Origin of the sequence: Pseudomonas sp. S09G 359 (assembly GCF_002843605.1) — a bacterium.
In the GTDB taxonomy this organism is placed as follows: Bacteria; Pseudomonadota; Gammaproteobacteria; order Pseudomonadales; family Pseudomonadaceae; genus Aquipseudomonas.
Map to the genome: position 1 here is coordinate 6091526 of NZ_CP025263.1, position 19492 is coordinate 6111017.

Annotated in this window: 27 protein-coding genes; all 27 read right to left on the bottom strand. The window is 54.8% G+C overall.

Annotated features, from left to right (window positions below; all coding sequences use genetic code 11):
* Positions 1 to 28: 28 nt before the first annotated feature.
* A complete protein-coding gene (secY, locus tag CXQ82_RS27990) occupies positions 29 to 1357 on the bottom strand; it encodes a preprotein translocase subunit SecY (protein ID WP_003176406.1) in 1329 nt (442 codons plus the stop codon).
* Positions 1358 to 1795 (bottom strand): 50S ribosomal protein L15, encoded by a 438-nt coding sequence (gene rplO, locus CXQ82_RS27995; RefSeq protein WP_003176407.1) that lies wholly within the window; start codon positions 1793 to 1795, stop codon positions 1358 to 1360. It abuts the gene before it with no gap.
* A 3-nt stretch (positions 1796 to 1798) separates the two neighbouring features.
* Positions 1799 to 1975, bottom strand: coding sequence for a 50S ribosomal protein L30 (rpmD, locus tag CXQ82_RS28000; protein ID WP_003176408.1), 177 nt, complete (start codon positions 1973 to 1975; stop codon positions 1799 to 1801).
* Between the two features lie 2 nt (positions 1976 to 1977).
* Entirely contained in the window at positions 1978 to 2478 is a 501-nt protein-coding gene (gene rpsE, locus CXQ82_RS28005) for a 30S ribosomal protein S5 (RefSeq protein ID WP_003176409.1), read from the bottom strand.
* 3 nt (positions 2479 to 2481) lie between these two features.
* Positions 2482 to 2832: a 50S ribosomal protein L18 gene (gene rplR, locus CXQ82_RS28010; protein ID WP_003186037.1), complete on the bottom strand. Its 351-nt coding sequence runs from the start codon at positions 2830 to 2832 to the stop codon at positions 2482 to 2484.
* A gap of 10 nt (positions 2833 to 2842) precedes the next feature.
* On the bottom strand, positions 2843 to 3376 hold the full coding sequence (gene rplF / locus CXQ82_RS28015; RefSeq protein WP_003176412.1) for a 50S ribosomal protein L6: 534 nt from the start codon (positions 3374 to 3376) through the stop codon (positions 2843 to 2845).
* 12 nt (positions 3377 to 3388) lie between these two features.
* A complete protein-coding gene (rpsH, locus tag CXQ82_RS28020) occupies positions 3389 to 3781 on the bottom strand; it encodes a 30S ribosomal protein S8 (RefSeq protein ID WP_010566853.1) in 393 nt (130 codons plus the stop codon).
* A gap of 208 nt (positions 3782 to 3989) precedes the next feature.
* Positions 3990 to 4295, bottom strand: a complete 306-nt coding sequence (rpsN, locus tag CXQ82_RS28025) for a 30S ribosomal protein S14 (protein WP_003176414.1) — start codon at positions 4293 to 4295, stop codon at positions 3990 to 3992.
* Positions 4296 to 4308: 13 nt separating this feature from the next.
* Positions 4309 to 4848, bottom strand: a complete 540-nt coding sequence (gene rplE, locus CXQ82_RS28030) for a 50S ribosomal protein L5 (protein WP_003194642.1) — start codon at positions 4846 to 4848, stop codon at positions 4309 to 4311.
* Between the two features lie 22 nt (positions 4849 to 4870).
* Positions 4871 to 5185: a 50S ribosomal protein L24 gene (rplX, locus tag CXQ82_RS28035; RefSeq protein ID WP_003176416.1), complete on the bottom strand. Its 315-nt coding sequence runs from the start codon at positions 5183 to 5185 to the stop codon at positions 4871 to 4873.
* An 11-nt stretch (positions 5186 to 5196) separates the two neighbouring features.
* A complete protein-coding gene (gene rplN / locus CXQ82_RS28040) occupies positions 5197 to 5565 on the bottom strand; it encodes a 50S ribosomal protein L14 (protein WP_002555479.1) in 369 nt (122 codons plus the stop codon).
* A 23-nt stretch (positions 5566 to 5588) separates the two neighbouring features.
* A complete protein-coding gene (gene rpsQ, locus CXQ82_RS28045) occupies positions 5589 to 5855 on the bottom strand; it encodes a 30S ribosomal protein S17 (protein ID WP_003176419.1) in 267 nt (88 codons plus the stop codon).
* Positions 5856 to 5857: 2 nt separating this feature from the next.
* Positions 5858 to 6049, bottom strand: a complete 192-nt coding sequence (rpmC, locus tag CXQ82_RS28050; RefSeq protein ID WP_002555481.1) for a 50S ribosomal protein L29 — start codon at positions 6047 to 6049, stop codon at positions 5858 to 5860.
* Entirely contained in the window at positions 6049 to 6462 is a 414-nt protein-coding gene (gene rplP, locus CXQ82_RS28055; protein ID WP_003232424.1) for a 50S ribosomal protein L16, read from the bottom strand. Before rplP ends, rpmC begins: the two co-directional genes overlap by 1 nt.
* 12 nt (positions 6463 to 6474) lie before the next feature.
* Positions 6475 to 7161: a 30S ribosomal protein S3 gene (rpsC, locus tag CXQ82_RS28060; protein WP_003176422.1), complete on the bottom strand. Its 687-nt coding sequence runs from the start codon at positions 7159 to 7161 to the stop codon at positions 6475 to 6477.
* Between the two features lie 13 nt (positions 7162 to 7174).
* On the bottom strand, positions 7175 to 7507 hold the full coding sequence (rplV, locus tag CXQ82_RS28065; RefSeq protein ID WP_003103908.1) for a 50S ribosomal protein L22: 333 nt from the start codon (positions 7505 to 7507) through the stop codon (positions 7175 to 7177).
* Positions 7508 to 7518: 11 nt separating this feature from the next.
* Entirely contained in the window at positions 7519 to 7794 is a 276-nt protein-coding gene (gene rpsS, locus CXQ82_RS28070) for a 30S ribosomal protein S19 (RefSeq protein WP_003232420.1), read from the bottom strand.
* Positions 7795 to 7810: 16 nt separating this feature from the next.
* Positions 7811 to 8635 carry a 50S ribosomal protein L2 gene (gene rplB / locus CXQ82_RS28075; RefSeq protein ID WP_003176423.1) on the bottom strand — a complete coding sequence of 275 codons (825 nt, stop codon included), beginning with the start codon at positions 8633 to 8635 and terminating at the stop codon, positions 7811 to 7813.
* Between the two features lie 14 nt (positions 8636 to 8649).
* Positions 8650 to 8949 carry a 50S ribosomal protein L23 gene (rplW, locus tag CXQ82_RS28080; protein WP_002555488.1) on the bottom strand — a complete coding sequence of 100 codons (300 nt, stop codon included), beginning with the start codon at positions 8947 to 8949 and terminating at the stop codon, positions 8650 to 8652.
* A complete protein-coding gene (rplD, locus tag CXQ82_RS28085) occupies positions 8946 to 9548 on the bottom strand; it encodes a 50S ribosomal protein L4 (RefSeq protein WP_003176424.1) in 603 nt (200 codons plus the stop codon). Before rplD ends, rplW begins: the two co-directional genes overlap by 4 nt.
* A 12-nt stretch (positions 9549 to 9560) precedes the next feature.
* Positions 9561 to 10196 carry a 50S ribosomal protein L3 gene (rplC, locus tag CXQ82_RS28090; protein WP_003194649.1) on the bottom strand — a complete coding sequence of 212 codons (636 nt, stop codon included), beginning with the start codon at positions 10194 to 10196 and terminating at the stop codon, positions 9561 to 9563.
* 81 nt (positions 10197 to 10277) lie between these two features.
* A complete protein-coding gene (gene rpsJ / locus CXQ82_RS28095) occupies positions 10278 to 10589 on the bottom strand; it encodes a 30S ribosomal protein S10 (protein ID WP_003186070.1) in 312 nt (103 codons plus the stop codon).
* 159 nt (positions 10590 to 10748) lie between these two features.
* A complete protein-coding gene (tuf, locus tag CXQ82_RS28100; protein ID WP_003176426.1) occupies positions 10749 to 11942 on the bottom strand; it encodes an elongation factor Tu in 1194 nt (397 codons plus the stop codon).
* 30 nt (positions 11943 to 11972) lie between these two features.
* The gene (gene fusA / locus CXQ82_RS28105; protein ID WP_101273226.1) at positions 11973 to 14078 is read right to left on the bottom strand and encodes an elongation factor G; all 2106 of its coding nucleotides are present in this window, start codon (positions 14076 to 14078) and stop codon (positions 11973 to 11975) included.
* Positions 14079 to 14108: 30 nt separating this feature from the next.
* The gene (rpsG, locus tag CXQ82_RS28110) at positions 14109 to 14579 is read right to left on the bottom strand and encodes a 30S ribosomal protein S7 (protein ID WP_002555493.1); all 471 of its coding nucleotides are present in this window, start codon (positions 14577 to 14579) and stop codon (positions 14109 to 14111) included.
* Positions 14580 to 14697: 118 nt separating this feature from the next.
* A complete protein-coding gene (gene rpsL, locus CXQ82_RS28115; RefSeq protein ID WP_002555494.1) occupies positions 14698 to 15069 on the bottom strand; it encodes a 30S ribosomal protein S12 in 372 nt (123 codons plus the stop codon).
* A 216-nt stretch (positions 15070 to 15285) separates the two neighbouring features.
* A complete protein-coding gene (gene rpoC, locus CXQ82_RS28120; protein ID WP_101273227.1) occupies positions 15286 to 19485 on the bottom strand; it encodes a DNA-directed RNA polymerase subunit beta' in 4200 nt (1399 codons plus the stop codon).
* Positions 19486 to 19492: the final 7 nt, after the last annotated feature.

Consider the following 19492-nt stretch of genomic DNA (forward strand, 5'->3'; position numbering starts at 1 on the left):
CACCAACTCCTCGAACCTTATGGGGTACTCAGCGCAACATGCCGCTGCCGTAGCCCTTCAGGTTGGCTTTCTTCATCAGGGATTCGTACTGGTGCGAAACGAGGTGCGATTGTACTTGGGACATGAAGTCCATCACAACCACGACCACGATCAGCAACGAGGTCCCGCCAAGGTAGAACGGAACGTTTGCTGCAACCACCAGGAACTGGGGCAACAAGCACACGGCCGTCATATATAGAGCACCGAACAGGGTCAAACGAGTCAGAACGCCATCAATGTAGCGTGCCGACTGCTCACCTGGACGGATGCCCGGAATAAAGGCACCGGACTTCTTCAGGTTTTCCGCTACGTCTTTCGGATTGAACATCAACGCCGTATAGAAGAAGCAGAAGAAAATAATCCCTGCACTAAACAGCAGAATATTCAACGGCTGACCAGGAGCGATCGACTGAGAGAGGTCCTGCAGCCAGCCCATATTTTCAGACTGACCAAACCAGGTACCCAACGAAGCCGGAAACAGCAAAATGCTGCTCGCGAAAATTGCCGGAATAACACCGGCCATATTCACTTTCAGCGGCAAGTGGCTGGTCTGCGCAGCAAAAACCTTGCGGCCCTGCTGACGCTTGGCGTAGTGAACAGCAATACGACGCTGGCCACGCTCAATGAACACCACAAAACCGATAATCGCTACTGCCAGCAAACCGATGGCAACCAAGGCGAAGATATTGATATCACCCTGACGTGCAGACTCGAAAGACTGCCCGATTGCTCTCGGAAGACCGGCGACGATACCTGCGAAAATCAACATCGAGATACCGTTACCAACACCACGCTCAGTAATCTGCTCACCCAGCCACATCATGAACATCGCACCAGCCACAAAAGTGGATACCGCGACGAAATGGAAGCCAAAGTCACCAGTGAACGCAACACCCTGCCCCGCCAGGCCAACGGACATGCCGATAGCTTGAACCAGGGCGAGGATGACAGTGCCGTAGCGGGTGTACTGGCTAATCTTGCGACGGCCAGCTTCACCTTCCTTCTTCAACTGCTCCAGCTGCGGGCTGACGGCGGTCATCAGTTGCATGATGATCGATGCCGAAATGTACGGCATGATCCCCAGTGCAAAGATGCTCATCCGTTCCAGCGCGCCGCCGGAAAACATGTTGAACAAGCTAAGAATGGTCCCCTCATTCTGTCGAAACAGGTCTGCGAGTCGGTCCGGGTTGATACCTGGAACCGGGATGTGTGCGCCTATTCGGTAGACGATAATCGCCAGGAACAGAAAACGCAGACGAGCCCAAAGTTCAGACATACCGCCTTTGCCGAGCGCTGAGAGAGCACCTTGCTTAGCCATTTATTCCTCGAACTTGCCGCCAGCTGCTTCGATAGCCGAACGCGCACCTTTGGTGGCGCCGATTCCCTTGCCGATAGTGACAGCGCGAGTCACTTCACCGGACAGCATGATTTTCACACGCTGTACGTTGACGTTGATCACGTTGGCATCTTTCAGGGTCTGCACAGTAACGATGTCGCCTTCCACTTTAGCCAGCTCGGACAGACGCACTTCTGCGCGGTCCATGGCTTTCAGGGAAACGAAACCGAACTTAGGCAGGCGACGATGCAGCGGCTGTTGACCGCCTTCAAAGCCTGGAGCGATGGTGCCACCGGAGCGGGAGGTTTGACCTTTGTGGCCACGGCCACCAGTCTTACCCAAACCGCTACCGATACCACGGCCCGGACGATGCTTTTCGCGACGGGAACCCGGCGCTGGACTCAGATCATTGAGTTTCATCGATTAACCCTCTACACGCAGCATGTAGTAAGCCTTGTTGATCATCCCGCGATTCTCGGGAGTATCCTGGACTTCTACAGTGTGACCGATGCGACGCAGACCCAAACCTTTAACGCACAGTTTGTGGTTAGGGATGCGGCCGGTCATGCTTTTGATCAGCGTTACTTTAACGGTAGCCATGATCAGAAGATCTCCTTGACAGTCAGACCACGCTTCGCAGCGATGGACTCAGGAGATTGCATGGCTTTCAGACCCTTGAAAGTGGCGTGAACCACGTTTACCGGGTTAGTCGAGCCGTAGCACTTGGCCAGAACGTTCTGAACGCCAGCAACTTCGAGGACAGCACGCATAGCGCCGCCAGCGATGATACCGGTACCTTCAGAAGCAGGCTGCATGTACACCTTCGAAGCGCCATGGGCGGACTTCATTGCGTACTGCAGAGTGGTGCCGTTCAGATCAACTTGGATCATGTTGCGACGAGCAGCTTCCATTGCCTTCTGGATCGCAGCAGGCACTTCACGCGACTTGCCACGGCCGAAGCCAACACGCCCTTTACCATCACCAACCACGGTCAACGCGGTGAAGGTGAAGATACGGCCGCCTTTAACGGTTTTGGCTACGCGGTTAACTTGAACCAGCTTCTCAATGTAGCCTTCGTCGCGCTTTTGGTCGTTATTTGACATAACTTAGAACTCCAGCCCAGCTTCACGAGCAGCATCAGCCAGCGCTTTCACGCGACCGTGGTACTTGAAGCCAGAGCGGTCGAAAGCCACTTGCGAGACGCCAGCGGCCTTAGCACGCGTAGCGACCAGCTGGCCAACCTTAGTGGCCGCGTCGATGTTGCCAGTGGCACCATCACGCAGTTCTTTATCCAAAGTCGAGGCGCTTGCCAGGACTTTGTTGCCGTCGGCCGAGATGACCTGGGCGTAGATGTGCTGCGACGAGCGGAACACGCAGAGACGCACGACTTCGAGTTCGTGCATTTTCAGGCGTGCTTTGCGAGCGCGACGCAGTCGAGTAACTTTTTTGTCGGTCATTTGCTATGCCCTACTTCTTCTTGGCTTCTTTACGACGGACGACTTCGTCCGCGTAGCGCACACCTTTGCCTTTGTACGGCTCTGGTGGACGGAAGTCGCGGATCTCAGCAGCCACTTGACCTACCAGTTGCTTATCGATGCCCTTGATCAGGATATCGGTCTGGCTAGGAGTCTCAGCGGTGATGCCTTCCGGCAATTCGTAATCCACTGGGTGCGAGAAGCCAAGGGCCAGGTTCAAAACCGTGCCTTTTGCTTGCGCTTTGTAACCAACACCGACCAGCTGGAGCTTACGCTCGAAGCCTTGGCTTACGCCTTGGACCATGTTGTTTACCAACGCACGCGTGGTACCGGCCATTGCGCGAGTTTGTTGATCGCCATTGCGAGCAGCGAAACGCAGCTCACCAGCTTCTTCAACGATCTCAACGGACGAATGGATGTTCAGTTCAAGAGTACCCTTGGCACCCTTCACCGAAAGCTGTTGGCCTGCGAATTTTACTTCGACACCGGCTGGCAGCTTAACGGGGTTCTTAGCGACGCGAGACATGCTTATCCCCCCTTAGAACACAGTGCAAAGAACTTCGCCGCCGACACCGGCAGCGCGCGCAGCACGATCCGTCATCACACCTTTGTTGGTGGAGACGATAGACACGCCCAGACCGCCACGAACTTTCGGCAGATCTTCAGCGGACTTGTACTGACGCAAGCCTGGACGGCTAACGCGCTTCACTTCCTCGATGACCGAACGGCCTTCGAAGTACTTCAGCTCGATGGACAGCAGTGGTTTGGTTTCGCTGCTGATCTGATAACCCGCAATGTAGCCTTCGTCTTTCAGGACTTTGGCAACAGCTACCTTCAACTTGGAAGATGGCATGCTTACGACGGACTTTTCAGCCATCTGGGCATTACGGATACGAGTTAGCATGTCCGCTAACGGGTCCTGCATACTCATGGGCTAGACGCTCCTAATACAAAAAAATTAGCCTTGCGGCTACATATGTCGCCGAGAATCTCCGAGCGTAAAAAACACGGGCTCAGGCGAGCCGCGTATTTTAGACATACTCCGGAAATGAAACAAGCCCCAAAAGGGGCTTGTTCCAGATTCAAGGTCACCGGCGGTCAGTATCTTGCGATTCAGACCACCTGGACGCTGAAAGTACTTACCAGCTGGCTTTAACCAGACCTGGTACGTCACCACGCATTGCCGCTTCACGCAGTTTGTTACGGCCGAGGCCGAACTTGCGGTAAACGCCGTGTGGACGACCGGTCAGGCGGCAGCGGTTACGCATGCGCGAGGCGCTTGCGTCACGTGGCTGCTTCTGCAGAGCAACTGTAGCTTCCCAACGTGCTTCTGGACTTGCGTTCAGATCAACGATGATTGCTTTCAGTGCTGCACGCTTCTTGGCGTACTTGGCAACCGTGAGCTGACGCTTCAGCTCGCGGTTTTTCATGCTCATCTTGGCCATGGTCCTACTCCAATCAGTTGCGGAACGGGAATTTGAAAGCACGCAACAGGGCGCGACCTTCATCATCGTTCTTGGCAGTGGTGGTCAGGGTGATGTCCAGACCGCGGAGAGCATCGATCTTGTCGTAGTCGATTTCCGGGAAGATGATCTGCTCTTTCACGCCCATGCTGTAGTTACCACGACCATCGAAGGACTTGGCATTCAGGCCGCGGAAGTCGCGTACCCGAGGCAGGGAGATCGACAGCAGACGATCCAGGAATTCGTACATACGCTCACGGCGCAGAGTCACTTTGACGCCGATCGGCCAACCTTCACGGACTTTAAAGCCAGCGATGGATTTCCGAGCGTAAGTCACAACGACTTTTTGACCGGTGATCTTTTCCAGGTCGGCAACAGCGTGCTCGATGACTTTTTTGTCGCCGATCGCTTCGCCCAGACCCATGTTCAGGGTGATTTTGGTAACGCGCGGAACTTCCATCACGTTCCCAAGCTTAAGTTCTTCCTTAAGCTTAGGGGCGATTTCCTTCCGGTAAATCTCTTGTAGTCGTGCCATGGTCTAATCTACCTAGCAGTGTTCAAGCATCAACCGCTTTTTGGGTCGACTTGAAGACACGAATTTTCTTACCGTCTTCTACTTTGAAACCAACGCGGTCAGCCTTGTTGGTTTCGCCGTTGAAGATGGCGACGTTAGAAGCGTCCAGCGGAGCTTCTTTCTCGACGATACCGCCCTGCACGCCCGACATCGGGTTAGGCTTGGTATGACGCTTAACCAGGTTCAGACCACCGATAACCAGACGGTTATTAGCGAGAACCTTAAGCACCTTACCGCGCTTACCTTTGTCTTTGCCGGCGATCACGATGATCTCGTCGTCACGACGAATCTTTTGCATGTCGGATCTCCTTACAGCACTTCTGGGGCGAGCGAGACGATCTTCATGAACTTCTCAGTACGAAGTTCACGGGTCACTGGCCCAAAGATACGGGTGCCGATCGGCTCTTGCTTGTTGTTCAGAAGAACAGCAGCGTTGCCATCAAAGCGGATAATGGAGCCATCAGCACGGCGTACGCCGTGACGAGTGCGGACTACAACAGCAGTCATCACTTGGCCTTTTTTCACTTTACCGCGAGGAATTGCTTCCTTCACGGTAACTTTGATGATGTCACCGATACCAGCGTAACGACGATGGGAGCCACCCAGCACCTTGATGCACATAACACGGCGAGCGCCGCTGTTATCGGCCACATCGAGCATGGATTGAGTCTGAATCATATAATTTCTCCGACCCCTAGTCCTTAGACTTCCACAGCGCGTTCGAGAACATCAACCAGTGCCCAAGACTTGGTCTTGGCCAGCGGACGAGTTTCACGAATAGTGACTTTGTCGCCGATGTGGCACTGGTTGGTTTCGTCGTGCGCGTGCAGCTTAGTCGAACGCTTAACATATTTACCGTAGATCGGGTGCTTAACGCGACGCTCGATCAGTACGGTGATGGTTTTGTCCATCTTGTCGCTGACAACACGGCCAGTCAGCGTACGGACAGTCTTTTCGGCTTCAGCCATGATCACTTACCTGCCTGCTGGTTGAGCACAGTCTTCACGCGAGCGATGTCACGCTTAACTTGCGAGAGCAGATGAGACTGCCCCAACTGGCCAGTTGCTTTCTGCATACGCAGATTGAACTGGTCGCGCAGCAGGCCGAGCAGTTGCTCGTTCAGCTGCTGTGCGGATTTTTCACGAAGTTCATTCGCTTTCATCACATCACCGTCCGTTTAACAAAGGCGGTGGCGAGCGGCAGCTTTGCAGCAGCCAGGGCAAAAGCCTCACGCGCCAGCTCTTCAGTTACACCCTCGATTTCATACAGGACTTTGCCTGGCTGAATCTGGGCTACCCAGTATTCCACGTTACCCTTACCTTTACCCATCCGAACCTCGAGAGGCTTTTTGGAGATCGGCTTGTCCGGGAATACACGGATCCAGATCTTGCCGCCACGTTTAACGTGACGGGTCAGTGCACGACGCGCTGACTCGATCTGACGAGCGGTGAGACGACCACGAGCTACAGACTTCAGCGCGAACTCGCCGAAGCTGACTTTGCTACCGCGCTGAGCCAGACCACGGTTGTGGCCTGTCATCTGCTTGCGGAACTTCGTACGCTTTGGTTGCAACATTTGGCGTACCCCTTACTTAGCAGCTTTTTTACGAGGCGCTGGTGCTTGTGGTTTCAGTTCTTCTTGGCGACCACCAATTACTTCGCCTTTGAAGATCCAAACCTTTACACCGATCACACCGTAAGTGGTGTGAGCTTCGTAGTTGGCATAGTCGATGTCGGCACGCAGGGTGTGCAGTGGCACACGACCTTCGCGATACCATTCAGTACGTGCGATTTCAGCACCGCCGAGACGACCGCTCACTTGGATTTTGATGCCTTTGGCACCAATGCGCATGGCGTTCTGTACGGCGCGCTTCATAGCGCGACGGAACATTACGCGACGCTCCAGCTGCTGAGCTACGCTCTGCGCAACCAGCATACCGTCGAGCTCCGGCTTACGGATCTCTTCGATATTGATGTGCACAGGCACACCCATTTGCTTGGTCAGGTCCTGACGCAGTTTCTCAACATCTTCACCTTTCTTCCCGATAACGATACCTGGACGAGCGGTGTGGATGGTGATACGTGCAGTTTGCGCCGGACGATGGATATCGATACGGCTTACGGACGCGCTTTTTAGTTTGTCTTGGAGATACTCACGCACCTTCAGATCAGCGAACAAGTAGTCCGCATAAGTCCGACCGTCTGCGTACCAGACGGAGGTGTGCTCCTTGACGATTCCCAGGCGAATGCCAATGGGATGTACTTTCTGACCCATCTCTTCGACTCCGTTACTTGTCAGCAACCTTGACAGTGATATGGCAAGACCGCTTGACGATGCGATCAGCACGGCCTTTGGCACGTGGCATGATGCGCTTCAGCGAACGCCCTTCGTTGACGAAAACGGTGCTGACCTTCAGGTCATCAACGTCTGCGCCTTCGTTATGCTCGGCGTTGGCTACGGCCGACTCCAGCACTTTCTTCATGATCTCGGCGGCTTTCTTACTGCTGAAAGCCAACAGGTTGAGCGCTTCGCCCACCTTCTTCCCGCGGATCTGGTCGGCGACCAAGCGGGCTTTCTGGGCGGAGATTCGAGCGCCCGACAACTTAGCGGCTACTTCCATTTCCTAACCCCTTAACGCTTGGCTTTCTTGTCTGCCACGTGCCCACGATAAGTGCGGGTACCGGCAAACTCGCCCAGTTTGTGGCCAACCATGTCTTCGTTCACGAGAACTGGGACGTGCAGACGACCGTTGTGTACAGCGATGGTCAAACCGACCATTTGTGGCAGGATCATCGAACGACGCGACCAGGTCTTAACTGGTTTGCGATCGTTCTTTTCCGCCGCCACTTCGATCTTCTTCAGTAGGTGAAGATCAATAAAAGGACCTTTTTTCAGAGAACGTGGCACTGTCGTATCCCTCTATTTACTTGCGACGACGGACGATCATTTTGTCGGTACGCTTATTACCACGAGTCTTCGCGCCCTTAGTCGGGAAGCCCCATGGCGATACCGGATGACGACCACCAGAGGTACGACCTTCACCACCACCGTGTGGGTGGTCAACCGGGTTCATGGCAACACCACGAACGGTTGGGCGAACGCCACGCCAGCGTTTGGCACCAGCTTTACCCAGCGAACGCAGGCTGTGCTCGGAGTTCGAGACTTCACCCAGGGTCGCGCGGCATTCAGCCAGCACTTTACGCATCTCACCAGAACGCAGACGCAGGGTCACGTAGACACCTTCACGAGCGATCAGCTGAGCCGAAGCACCAGCGGAACGAGCGATTTGCGCGCCTTTACCTGGCTTCAATTCGATGCCGTGTACGGTGCTACCAACTGGAATGTTACGCAGTTGCAGAGCGTTGCCCGGCTTGATCGGTGCCAGGGCACCTGCGATCAGCTGGTCGCCAGCACTCACGCCTTTAGGGGCGATGATGTAGCGACGCTCGCCATCTGCGTACAGCAGCAGAGCGATGTGAGCAGTACGGTTTGGATCGTATTCGATACGCTCGACAGTGGCAGAGATGCCATCTTTGTCGTTGCGACGGAAGTCGACCAGACGATAATGCTGCTTATGGCCACCACCGATGTGACGAGTGGTAATACGACCATTGTTGTTACGACCACCAGTCTTCGATTTTTTCTCGAGCAGCGGTGCGTGAGGAGCGCCTTTATGGAGCTCCTGGTTGACCACCTTGACCACAAAACGGCGGCCAGGGGAAGTCGGTTTGCATTTAACGATTGCCATGATGCACCCCTTCCTTACTCAGCACTGCTGCTGAAATCGAGATCTTGGCCTGGCTGAAGGGAGATAACTGCCTTCTTCCAGTCATTACGCTTGCCCAGACCGCGAGCAGTGCGCTTGCTCTTACCCAGAACATTCAGGGTAGTAACACGCTCTACTTTCACGCTGAACAGGCTTTCGACGGCCTTCTTGATTTCCAGCTTGGTTGCGTCAGTTGCAACCTTGAAAACGAACTGGCCTTTCTTGTCAGCCAGAACCGTAGCCTTTTCGGAAACGTGCGGGCCAAGCAGAACTTTAAATACGCGTTCCTGGTTCATCCCAGCAGCTCCTCGAATTTCTTCACGGCCGACACGGTGATCAACACCTTGTCGTATGCGATCAGACTAACTGGATCGGAACCTTGCACGTCACGTACATCAACGTGTGGCAGGTTGCGAGCAGCCAGGTACAGGTTCTGATCAACAGCTTCCGACACGATCAAAACGTCGGTCAGGCTCATGTTGTTCAGTTTGCCCAGCAGATCTTTGGTTTTGGGACTTTCAACAGCGAAGTCTTGAACCACGACCAGACGGTCGGTACGCACGAGTTCAGCAAGGATGGAGCGCAGAGCTGCGCGGTACATCTTCTTGTTGAGCTTCTGCGAGTGATCCTGTGGACGAGCTGCGAAAGTGGTACCGCCGCCGCGCCAGATTGGGCTACGGATAGTACCGGCACGAGCACGGCCAGTACCTTTCTGACGCCAAGGGCGCTTACCGCCACCACGAACGTCGGAACGGGTCTTTTGCTGCTTGCTACCTTGACGGCCGCCGGCCATGTAGGCCACGACTGCTTGGTGAACCAGCGTCTCGTTGAACTCGCCGCCAAACGTCAGTTCGGAAACTTCGATCGCTTGAGCGTCATTTACATTTAATTGCATGTCAGCTTCCCCTTAACCGCGAGCCTTGGCCGCTGGACGTACAACCAGGTTGCCGCCAGTAGCGCCAGGAACAGCACCCTTGACCAACAACAGATTGCGTTCAGCGTCGACGCGCACTACTTCGAGGGACTGCACGGTCACGCGCTCAGCGCCCATATGACCGGACATTTTTTTGCCCTTGAATACACGACCAGGAGTCTGGCACTGGCCAATAGAGCCCGGGACGCGGTGGGAAACGGAGTTACCGTGAGTGTTGTCTTGGCCACGGAAATTCCAACGCTTGATCGTACCCTGGAAGCCTTTACCCTTGGACTGACCGGTTACATCAACCAGTTGACCAGCGGCGAAGATTTCAGCGTTGATCAGATCGCCAGCCTGGTAGTCGCCGTCTTCGAGACGGAACTCCATAACAGTGCGACCAGCTGCAACGTTTGCTTTAGCGAAGTGACCTGCTTGAGCAGCAGTCACGCGCGAAGCACGACGCTCGCCGACAGTGACTTGCACTGCACGATAGCCATCGGTCTCTTCAGTTTTGAACTGGGTGACGCGATTCGGTTCGATCTCAATGACCGTGACCGGAATGGAGACACCTTCTTCGGTGAAAATACGGGTCATACCGCATTTACGACCGACTACACCAATAGTCATGTTGTAAACCTCATGAGTGTACGGGGCTTTCACCCGCTATGGCCGCCCATTTCAGAGCGTTACACGACTAAGACCCAAGTCTTAGCCGAGGCTGATCTGTACTTCCACACCGGCCGCCAGATCGAGCTTCATAAGTGCATCAACGGTTTTATCCGTTGGCTGGACGATGTCCAGTACGCGCTTATGAGTACGGATCTCGTACTGGTCACGCGCGTCTTTGTTGACGTGCGGGGAGACCAGAACGGTGAACCGCTCTTTACGGGTAGGCAGTGGAATTGGACCACGCACTTGAGCACCAGTACGTTTCGCGGTTTCCACGATTTCCTGGGTGGATTGGTCGATCAGGCGATGGTCAAAAGCCTTCAACCTGATACGGATTTGCTGATTTTGCATTGGATTTCAGACTCCGGCTGCTATTCCCAGCGAGCGCAATACGCCCGTTAAAAGGAGGCGCAATTCTATAGACGGCCCTGATAGGTGTCAACCCAATAAAAAAGGCCCCCGCTGAGCGGGGGCCTTTTCAAAACATCAGAGCTATCTCAGAAGAGATAATTACTCGATGATTTTAGCTACAACGCCAGCACCAACGGTACGGCCGCCTTCACGGATTGCGAAACGCAGACCGTCTTCCATAGCGATGGTTTTGATCAGGGTGACAACCATTTTGATGTTGTCGCCTGGCATTACCATTTCTACGCCTTCCGGCAGTTCGCAGTTACCGGTTACGTCGGTAGTACGGAAGTAGAACTGTGGACGGTAGCCTTTGAAGAACGGAGTGTGACGACCGCCTTCTTCTTTGCTCAGCACGTACACTTCAGCTTCGAACTTGGTGTGCGGCTTAACCGAACCTGGCTTAACCAGAACCTGGCCACGCTCAACGTCGTCACGCTTGGTACCACGCAGCAGAACGCCGCAGTTCTCGCCAGCACGACCTTCGTCGAGCAGCTTACGGAACATTTCAACACCGGTGCAGGTGGTGACGGTAGTGTCACGCAGACCAACGATTTCCAGTGGATCTTGAACCTTAACGATACCGCGCTCGATACGACCAGTTACAACAGTACCGCGACCGGAGATCGAGAATACGTCTTCGATTGGCATCAGGAACGGCTTGTCGATAACACGGACTGGATCTGGGATGTAGCTGTCCAGAGTCTCAACCAGTTTACGAACGGACGTGGTGCCCATTTCGTTGTCGTCTTTGCCTTCCAGAGCCATACGAGCAGAACCGATGATGATCGGAGTGTCGTCACCTGGGAAGTCGTAAGTGCTCAGCAGATCGCGCACTTCCATCTCAACCAGTTCCAGCAGCTCAGCGTCGTCTACCAGGTCAGCCTTGTTCAGGTAAACCACGATGTACGGAACGCCTACCTGACGGGACAGCAGGATGTGCTCACGGGTTTGTGGCATCGGACCATCAGCGGCCGAGCAAACCAGGATTGCGCCGTCCATCTGGGCAGCACCGGTGATCATGTTCTTCACATAGTCAGCGTGACCTGGGCAGTCAACGTGAGCGTAGTGACGGATCAGCGAGTTGTATTCAACGTGCGCGGTGTTGATGGTGATACCACGAGCTTTCTCTTCTGGAGCGCTGTCGATTTTATCGAAATCAACGATTGCGGAACCGAAAACTTCGGAGCAAACGCGAGTCAGAGCTGCGGTCAGAGTGGTTTTACCGTGGTCAACGTGACCGATGGTGCCAACGTTGACGTGCGGTAGGGAACGATCAAATTTTTCTTTAGCCACGACAATTAACTCCTTGCCTAAAGGACTGAATCAGCCTTGTTTTTTGGATACAGTTTCAGCGATGTGCGCCGGAGCTGTGTTGTATTTTTTGAATTCCATAGAGTAGCTTGCGCGACCCTGGGACATGGAGCGAACGTCGGTCGCATAACCGAACATCTCACCCAACGGAACCTCGGCGCGAATCACTTTGCCGGAAACCGTGTCTTCCATACCCAAGATCATGCCGCGACGACGGTTAAGGTCGCCCATGACATCACCCATATAGTCTTCAGGTGTAACAACTTCTACCGCCATGATTGGCTCAAGCAACTCACCACCGCCCTTCTGGGCCAGTTGCTTGGTAGCCATGGAAGCAGCCACCTTAAACGCCATCTCGTTGGAGTCGACGTCGTGGTAAGAACCGTCAAAAACGGTTGCTTTCAGGCCGATCAGCGGATAGCCGGCAACAACACCGTTCTTCATCTGCTCTTCGATACCCTTCTGGATAGCAGGGATGTATTCCTTAGGAACAACACCACCTACTACTTCGTTCACGAATTGCAGACCTTCCTGACCTTCGTCAGCAGGAGCAAAACGGATCCAGCAGTGACCGAACTGACCACGACCGCCGGACTGACGAACGAACTTGCCTTCGATTTCACAGTTCTTCGTGATGCGCTCACGATAGGAAACCTGAGGCTTACCGATGTTGGCTTCGACGTTGAACTCACGGCGCATCCGGTCAACCAGGATGTCCAGGTGCAGCTCGCCCATGCCAGAGATGATCGTTTGACCAGTCTCTTCATCAGTCTTAACGCGGAAAGATGGATCTTCCTGAGCAAGTTTGCCCAGAGCGATACCCATTTTTTCCTGGTCATCCTTGGTCTTAGGCTCTACGGCAACCGAAATAACCGGCTCCGGGAAGTCCATGCGAACCAGGATGATTGGCTTAGCAGCGTCGCACAAGGTTTCACCAGTGGTGACGTCCTTCATGCCGATCAGGGCCGCGATGTCGCCAGCGCGTACTTCCTTGATCTCTTCACGGGCGTTTGCGTGCATTTGCACCATACGGCCCACGCGCTCTTTCTTACCCTTGACCGAGTTGATCACGCCGTCGCCGGAGGCCAACACGCCCGAGTAAACGCGGACGAAAGTCAGGGTACCCACGAATGGGTCGGTAGCGATCTTGAACGCCAGGGCCGAGAACGGCTCGCTGTCGTCTGCGTGACGCTCCATTTCTTCTTCCTCGTTATCAGGGTTGGAACCCTTGATAGCAGGAATGTCGGTTGGAGCAGGCAGGTAGTCGATCACAGCATCGAGAACCAGGGGAACGCCCTTGTTCTTGAACGAGGAACCGCAAACAGCCAAGACGATCTCACCAGCGATAGTACGCTGACGCAGAGCGGCCTTGATTTCCACGTTGGTGAGTTCTTCACCTTCGAGGTACTTGTTCATCAGCTCTTCGCTGGCTTCGGCCGCAGCCTCAACCATGTTGTTACGCCACTCGTCAGCCAGTTCTTGCAGCTCAGCCGGGATAGGCTTGCGAACAGGAACCATACCTTTGTCAGCGTCATTCCAGTAAACAGCTTCCATGGTCAGCAGATCGATCTGGCCTTGGAAGTTGTCTTCGGAACCGATAGCCAATTGGATTGGCACCGGAGTGTGACCCAGACGCTGCTTGATCTGACCGATCACGCGCAGGAAGTTGGCACCAGCACGGTCCATCTTGTTTACGTAAACAAGACGTGGAACGCCGTACTTGTTGGCTTGACGCCATACGGTTTCCGACTGAGGCTCAACACCCGAGGTACCGCAGAACACAACGACAGCGCCGTCGAGTACGCGCAGGGAACGTTCAACTTCAATGGTGAAGTCTACGTGGCCCGGGGTATCGATTACGTTGAAGCGGTGCTCGTCTTTGTACTGCTTCTCGGAACCTTTCCAGAAGGCGGTAATAGCAGCAGAAGTAATGGTAATACCACGCTCCTGCTCCTGAACCATCCAGTCTGTGGTCGCGGCGCCGTCATGCACCTCGCCCATTTTGTGACTTTTGCCGGTGTAAAACAGTACGCGCTCGGTGGTGGTGGTTTTACCAGCATCCACGTGAGCGACGATACCGATGTTACGGTAGCGGCTAATCGGAGTAGTACGAGCCATAAAGCCCTCGCAAAATTAGTGAAGCTAGAATTAGAAGCGGTAGTGCGAGAAAGCTTTGTTAGCTTCAGCCATACGGTGCACGTCTTCACGCTTCTTAACAGCAGCACCTTTACCTTCAGCAGCGTCCAACAGCTCGCCGGCCAAACGCAGAGCCATAGACTTCTCGCCGCGCTTACGGGCGAAGTCTACCAACCAGCGCATTGCCAGAGCGTTACGACGGGACGGGCGAACTTCAACCGGAACCTGGTAAGTAGCACCGCCTACACGGCGCGACTTCACTTCGACCAGCGGAGCGATGGCGTCGAGAGCTTTCTCGAAGATTTCCAGGGGGTCGCTATTCTTGCGTTCTTTAACCTTTTCCAGCGCGCCATAAACGATACGCTCGGCAACGGCTTTCTTGCCGCTTTCCATCACGTGGTTCATGAACTTGGCCAGGATTTGGCTTCCGTATTTTGGATCGTCAAGCACTTCGCGCTTGGCTGCTACGCGTCTTCTTGGCATGGATAAGCCCTCAAACGGTCTTCAGGTTCGCTCGGAATCGGTGCCCTTTCGGGACGCCTCCGACCTTACTCTTATCGACTCAGAAAATAAGATGATTCAGTTTTACAAAAAGCCGCTACTACTTAGGCTTCTTGGTACCGTACTTCGAACGACCCTGGTTACGACCTTTAACGCCGGAAGTATCCAAGGAGCCGCGTACGGTGTGGTAACGAACACCTGGCAAGTCTTTTACACGACCGCCGCGGATCAGTACCACGCTGTGCTCTTGCAGGTTGTGACCTTCACCACCGATGTACGAGGAAACCTCGAAACCGTTGGTCAGGCGCACACGGCATACTTTACGCAGTGCCGAGTTAGGTTTTTTCGGCGTGGTGGTATACACACGGGTGCATACGCCACGACGTTGCGGGCAGTTCTGCAGCGCAGGTACGTCGGATTTCTCGACGATACGCTTACGCGGCTGACGTACCAGCTGGTTGATAGTTGCCATCTACTAGCTCCACTGTTGTCTTGCGACGCTATTGTCTTGCAAGAAAAGCAAAATGGCAGGAACGAATTCCCGCCAAATTTAGGGGTACAAGAGTCTAAAGAGGATCTTGTCCCCAGTCAAGGCAAGGCCCCGACCTCCCCTCTCATCGAACCGCGGCAAAACTGCCTCGATCCGACGAATGGGGCTGCCAGGGCCCGGACTTATCTACTGCAGAACTCAGTTACCGCTTGAGTTCAGTGCTTCGGTCAGTGCAGCTTCCACTTCACTGGCGCTTACGCGCAGCGGCTTGTCTGCATCACGGCGGCGCTTACGCTCGCTGTGGTAAGCCAAACCGGTACCGGCCGGGATCAGACGACCCACGACCACGTTCTCTTTCAGGCCGCGCAGGTAATCGCGCTTGCCGGTTACCGCTGCTTCGGTCAGTACGCGAGTGGTCTCCTGGAAGGAGGCCGCCGAGATGAACGACTCAGTGGACAACGACGCCTTGGTGATACCCAGCAGTACGCGAGTGAACTTGGAAACGAATTTCTCGTCGTTCGTCAGGCGCTCGTTTTCTACCAGTACGTGAGTCAGTTCCATCTGGTCGCCCTTGATGAAACTGGAATCGCCGGATTCAGCGATTTCAACTTTACGCAGCATCTGACGCAGGATGGTCTCGATGTGCTTATCGTTGATCTTCACGCCTTGCAGGCGGTAAACGTCCTGGATCTCGTTAACGATGTACTTGGCCAGCGCACTCACACCCAGCAGACGCAGGATGTCGTGTGGATCGCTTGGGCCGTCGGAGATAACTTCGCCGCGGTTTACCTGTTCGCCTTCGAAGACGTTCAGGTGACGCCACTTCGGAATCAGCTCTTCGTACGGGTCGGTACCGTCGTTCGGGGTAATGACCAGACGGCGCTTGCCCTTGGTCTCTTTACCGAATGCGATGGTGCCGCTGACTTCAGCCAGAATCGACGCTTCTTTCGGACGACGAGCTTCGAACAAGTCGGCAACACGCGGCAGACCACCGGTGATGTCACGGGTCTTCGAAGTTTCTTGCGGGATACGCGCGATAACATCACCGATCGCGATCTTCGCACCATCCGCTACACCGACCAGGGCGTTGGCTGGCAGGAAGTACTGAGCGATTACGTCAGTGCCTGGCAGCAACAGATCCTTGCCGTTGTCATCGACCATCTTAACGGCAGGACGGATGTCTTTACCGGCAGCTGGACGATCTTTAGCGTCGAGTACTTCAATGTTGGTCATACCGGTCAATTCGTCAGTCTGACGCTTGATCGTGATGCCTTCTTCCATGCCCACGTAGGTCACGGTACCTTTCATTTCGGTAACGATTGGGTGAGTGTGCGGATCCCACTTGGCCACGATTGCGCCAGCGTCGACCTTGTCACCTTCTTTAACCGAAATCACGGCACCGTACGGCAGCTTGTAACGCTCGCGCTCACGACCGAAGTCATCAGCGATAGCCAGCTCACCGGAACGGGACACAGCAACCAGGTGGCCATCCACTCGCTCAACGTGCTTCAGGTTGTGCAGACGGACGGTACCGCCATTCTTCACCTGAACGCTGTCAGCTGCGGAGGTCCGGCTTGCCGCACCACCGATGTGGAACGTACGCATGGTCAGCTGGGTACCCGGCTCACCGATGGACTGGGCAGCGATAACGCCGACCGCTTCACCGATGTTCACCTGGTGACCACGAGCCAAGTCACGGCCGTAGCACTTGGCGCAAATGCCGTAGCGGGTTTCGCAGCTGATCGGCGAGCGAACAATCACTTCGTCGATGCTGTTGAGTTCGATGAACTCGACCCACTTCTCGTCTACCAGGGTGCCGGCAGGAACGATAACTTCCTCGGTACCTGGCTTGAATACGTCACGGGCAATAACACGACCCAATACGCGCTCACCCAGCGGCTCTACAACGTCACCGCCTTCAATGTGCGGAGTCATCAGCAGGCCGTGCTCGGTGCCGCAATCGATCTCGGTTACAACCAGATCTTGTGCAACGTCTACCAGACGACGAGTCAGGTAACCGGAGTTAGCGGTTTTCAACGCGGTATCCGCAAGACCCTTACGAGCACCGTGAGTGGAGATGAAGTACTGAAGTACGCTCAAACCTTCACGGAAGTTCGCAGTAATCGGCGTTTCGATGATGGAACCGTCCGGCTTGGCCATCAGGCCACGCATACCGGCGAGCTGACGGATCTGCGCAGCAGAACCCCGTGCGCCCGAGTCGGCCATCATGTACATCGAGTTGAAGGACTCCTGGTCAACTTCGTCGCCGTGGCGGTCGATGACTTTCTCTTTCGAGAGGTTGGCCATCATTGCCTTGGAAACTTCGTCGTTGGCCTTGGACCAAAGGTCGATCACTTTGTTGTACTTCTCGCCCTGTGTTACCAGGCCCGAGGCGTACTGGCTCTCGATCTCTTTCACTTCGTCAGTGGCAGCACTGATGATGCGGGCTTTTTCATCCGGGATAACGAAGTCGTTAACACCGATGGAAACGCCGGAGATGGTCGAATAAGCAAAACCGGTGTACATCAACTGGTCAGCGAAGATCACGGTCTCTTTCAAACCAACCACGCGGTAGCACTGGTTGATCAGCTTGGAGATCGCCTTTTTCTTCATCGGCAAGTTGACGACGTCGTACGACAGACCTTTTGGCACAACTTGATACAGCAGCGCACGGCCGACAGTGGTGTCGACGATACGGGTGCCGCTCACGCTGCCGCCGTCACGGTCGTTGACGGTTTCGTTGATCCGCACTTTGACCTTGGCGTGCAGTGCGGCTTCGCCGGCACGGAACACACGGTCAACTTCTTGCAGGTCAGCGAACACACGACCTTCGCCTTTGGCGTTGATCGCTTCACGGGTCATGTAGTACAGACCCAATACAACGTCCTGCGACGGAACGATGATTGGCTCACCGTTGGCTGGCGACAGAATGTTGTTGGTCGACATCATCAACGCACGCGCTTCCAACTGGGCTTCCAGTGTCAGCGGTACGTGCACGGCCATTTGGTCGCCGTCGAAGTCGGCGTTGTACGCAGCACAGACCAGAGGGTGCAGCTGGATAGCCTTACCTTCGATCAGTACCGGTTCAAACGCCTGGATACCCAGACGGTGAAGGGTCGGTGCACGGTTGAGGAGAACCGGGTGTTCGCGAATCACTTCAGCGAGAACGTCCCAAACCTCTGGCAGTTCGCGCTCGACCATTTTCTTGGCCGCTTTGATGGTGGTCGCGAGACCGCGCATTTCCAGCTTGCCGAAGATGAACGGCTTGAACAGCTCGAGAGCCATCTTCTTAGGCAGACCGCACTGGTGCAGACGCAGGGTCGGGCCTACGGTAATTACCGAACGACCGGAGTAGTCAACACGCTTACCGAGCAAGTTCTGACGGAAACGACCTTGCTTACCCTTGATCATGTCAGCCAGGGATTTCAGAGGACGCTTGTTCGAACCGGTGATAGCGCGGCCACGACGACCGTTGTCGAGCAAGGCATCGACAGCTTCTTGCAACATACGCTTTTCGTTGCGCACGATGATGTCCGGAGCGGACAGATCAAGCAGGCGCTTCAAGCGGTTGTTACGGTTGATCACGCGGCGGTACAGGTCGTTGAGGTCGGACGTCGCGAAACGACCACCGTCCAACGGTACCAGCGGACGCAGGTCTGGCGGCAGAACCGGCAGAACGGTCAGCACCATCCACTCTGGCAAGTTGCCGGAACCCTGGAAGGCTTCCATCAACTTCAGACGCTTGGACAGTTTCTTGATCTTGGTTTCGGAGTTGGTTTGCGGAATTTCTTCACGCAGACGGCCAATCTCGTGCTCCAGGTCGATAGCGTGCAGCAGTTCGCGGACAGCTTCGGCACCCATGCGGGCATCGAAATCGTCGCCGAACTCTTCCAGCGCTTCGAAGTACTGCTCGTCGTTCAGCAGCTGACCTTTTTCAAGGGTGGTCATGCCTGGATCGATAACGACATAGCTCTCGAAGTAGAGAACGCGTTCGATATCACGCAGGGTCATGTCCATCAGCAAGCCGATACGGGACGGCAGCGATTTCAGGAACCAGATGTGGGCAACCGGCGAAGCCAGTTCGATGTGCGCCATGCGCTCACGACGAACCTTGGCCAGTGCAACTTCAACGCCGCACTTCTCGCAGATCACACCACGGTGCTTCAAGCGCTTGTACTTACCGCACAGGCACTCGTAATCCTTTACCGGGCCAAAGATCTTGGCGCAGAACAGGCCGTCACGCTCAGGTTTGAACGTACGGTAGTTGATGGTTTCCGGCTTTTTAACTTCACCGAACGACCACGAACGGATCATCTCAGGCGATGCCAACCCAATACGGATGGCGTCGAACTCTTCGACTTGACCCTGGTTTTTCAGCAAATTCAGTAGGTCTTTCAAGGCCTTT

What these genes read in the sequence shown, in the direction of transcription:
- rplV (WP_003103908.1), bottom strand. Translation starts at nt 7,507, where the DNA reads ATGGAAGTAGCCGCTAAGTTGTCGGGCGCTCGAATCTCCGCCCAGAAA.
- rplE (WP_003194642.1), bottom strand. Translation starts at nt 4,848, where the DNA reads ATGGCACGACTACAAGAGATTTACCGGAAGGAAATCGCCCCTAAGCTT.
- rpsG (WP_002555493.1), bottom strand. Translation starts at nt 14,579, where the DNA reads ATGCCAAGAAGACGCGTAGCAGCCAAGCGCGAAGTGCTTGACGATCCA.
- rplC (WP_003194649.1), bottom strand. Translation starts at nt 10,196, where the DNA reads ATGACTATTGGTGTAGTCGGTCGTAAATGCGGTATGACCCGTATTTTC.
- rplP (WP_003232424.1), bottom strand. Translation starts at nt 6,462, where the DNA reads ATGTTGCAACCAAAGCGTACGAAGTTCCGCAAGCAGATGACAGGCCAC.
- rpmD (WP_003176408.1), bottom strand. Translation starts at nt 1,975, where the DNA reads ATGGCTACCGTTAAAGTAACGCTGATCAAAAGCATGACCGGCCGCATC.
- secY (WP_003176406.1), bottom strand. Translation starts at nt 1,357, where the DNA reads ATGGCTAAGCAAGGTGCTCTCTCAGCGCTCGGCAAAGGCGGTATGTCT.
- rpsE (WP_003176409.1), bottom strand. Translation starts at nt 2,478, where the DNA reads ATGTCAAATAACGACCAAAAGCGCGACGAAGGCTACATTGAGAAGCTG.
- rplR (WP_003186037.1), bottom strand. Translation starts at nt 2,832, where the DNA reads ATGACCGACAAAAAAGTTACTCGACTGCGTCGCGCTCGCAAAGCACGC.
- rplB (WP_003176423.1), bottom strand. Translation starts at nt 8,635, where the DNA reads ATGGCAATCGTTAAATGCAAACCGACTTCCCCTGGCCGCCGTTTTGTG.
- fusA (WP_101273226.1), bottom strand. Translation starts at nt 14,078, where the DNA reads ATGGCTCGTACTACTCCGATTAGCCGCTACCGTAACATCGGTATCGTC.
- rpsC (WP_003176422.1), bottom strand. Translation starts at nt 7,161, where the DNA reads ATGGGTCAGAAAGTACATCCCATTGGCATTCGCCTGGGAATCGTCAAG.
- rplF (WP_003176412.1), bottom strand. Translation starts at nt 3,376, where the DNA reads ATGTCTCGCGTCGCTAAGAACCCCGTTAAGCTGCCAGCCGGTGTCGAA.
- rplN (WP_002555479.1), bottom strand. Translation starts at nt 5,565, where the DNA reads ATGATTCAGACTCAATCCATGCTCGATGTGGCCGATAACAGCGGCGCT.
- rplD (WP_003176424.1), bottom strand. Translation starts at nt 9,548, where the DNA reads ATGCAATTAAATGTAAATGACGCTCAAGCGATCGAAGTTTCCGAACTG.
- rpsH (WP_010566853.1), bottom strand. Translation starts at nt 3,781, where the DNA reads ATGAGTATGCAGGACCCGTTAGCGGACATGCTAACTCGTATCCGTAAT.
- rplW (WP_002555488.1), bottom strand. Translation starts at nt 8,949, where the DNA reads ATGAACCAGGAACGCGTATTTAAAGTTCTGCTTGGCCCGCACGTTTCC.
- rpsL (WP_002555494.1), bottom strand. Translation starts at nt 15,069, where the DNA reads ATGGCAACTATCAACCAGCTGGTACGTCAGCCGCGTAAGCGTATCGTC.
- rplX (WP_003176416.1), bottom strand. Translation starts at nt 5,185, where the DNA reads ATGCAAAAGATTCGTCGTGACGACGAGATCATCGTGATCGCCGGCAAA.
- rplO (WP_003176407.1), bottom strand. Translation starts at nt 1,795, where the DNA reads ATGAAACTCAATGATCTGAGTCCAGCGCCGGGTTCCCGTCGCGAAAAG.
- rpmC (WP_002555481.1), bottom strand. Translation starts at nt 6,049, where the DNA reads ATGAAAGCGAATGAACTTCGTGAAAAATCCGCACAGCAGCTGAACGAG.
- rpsN (WP_003176414.1), bottom strand. Translation starts at nt 4,295, where the DNA reads ATGGCCAAGATGAGCATGAAAAACCGCGAGCTGAAGCGTCAGCTCACG.
- rpsJ (WP_003186070.1), bottom strand. Translation starts at nt 10,589, where the DNA reads ATGCAAAATCAGCAAATCCGTATCAGGTTGAAGGCTTTTGACCATCGC.
- rpsQ (WP_003176419.1), bottom strand. Translation starts at nt 5,855, where the DNA reads ATGGCTGAAGCCGAAAAGACTGTCCGTACGCTGACTGGCCGTGTTGTC.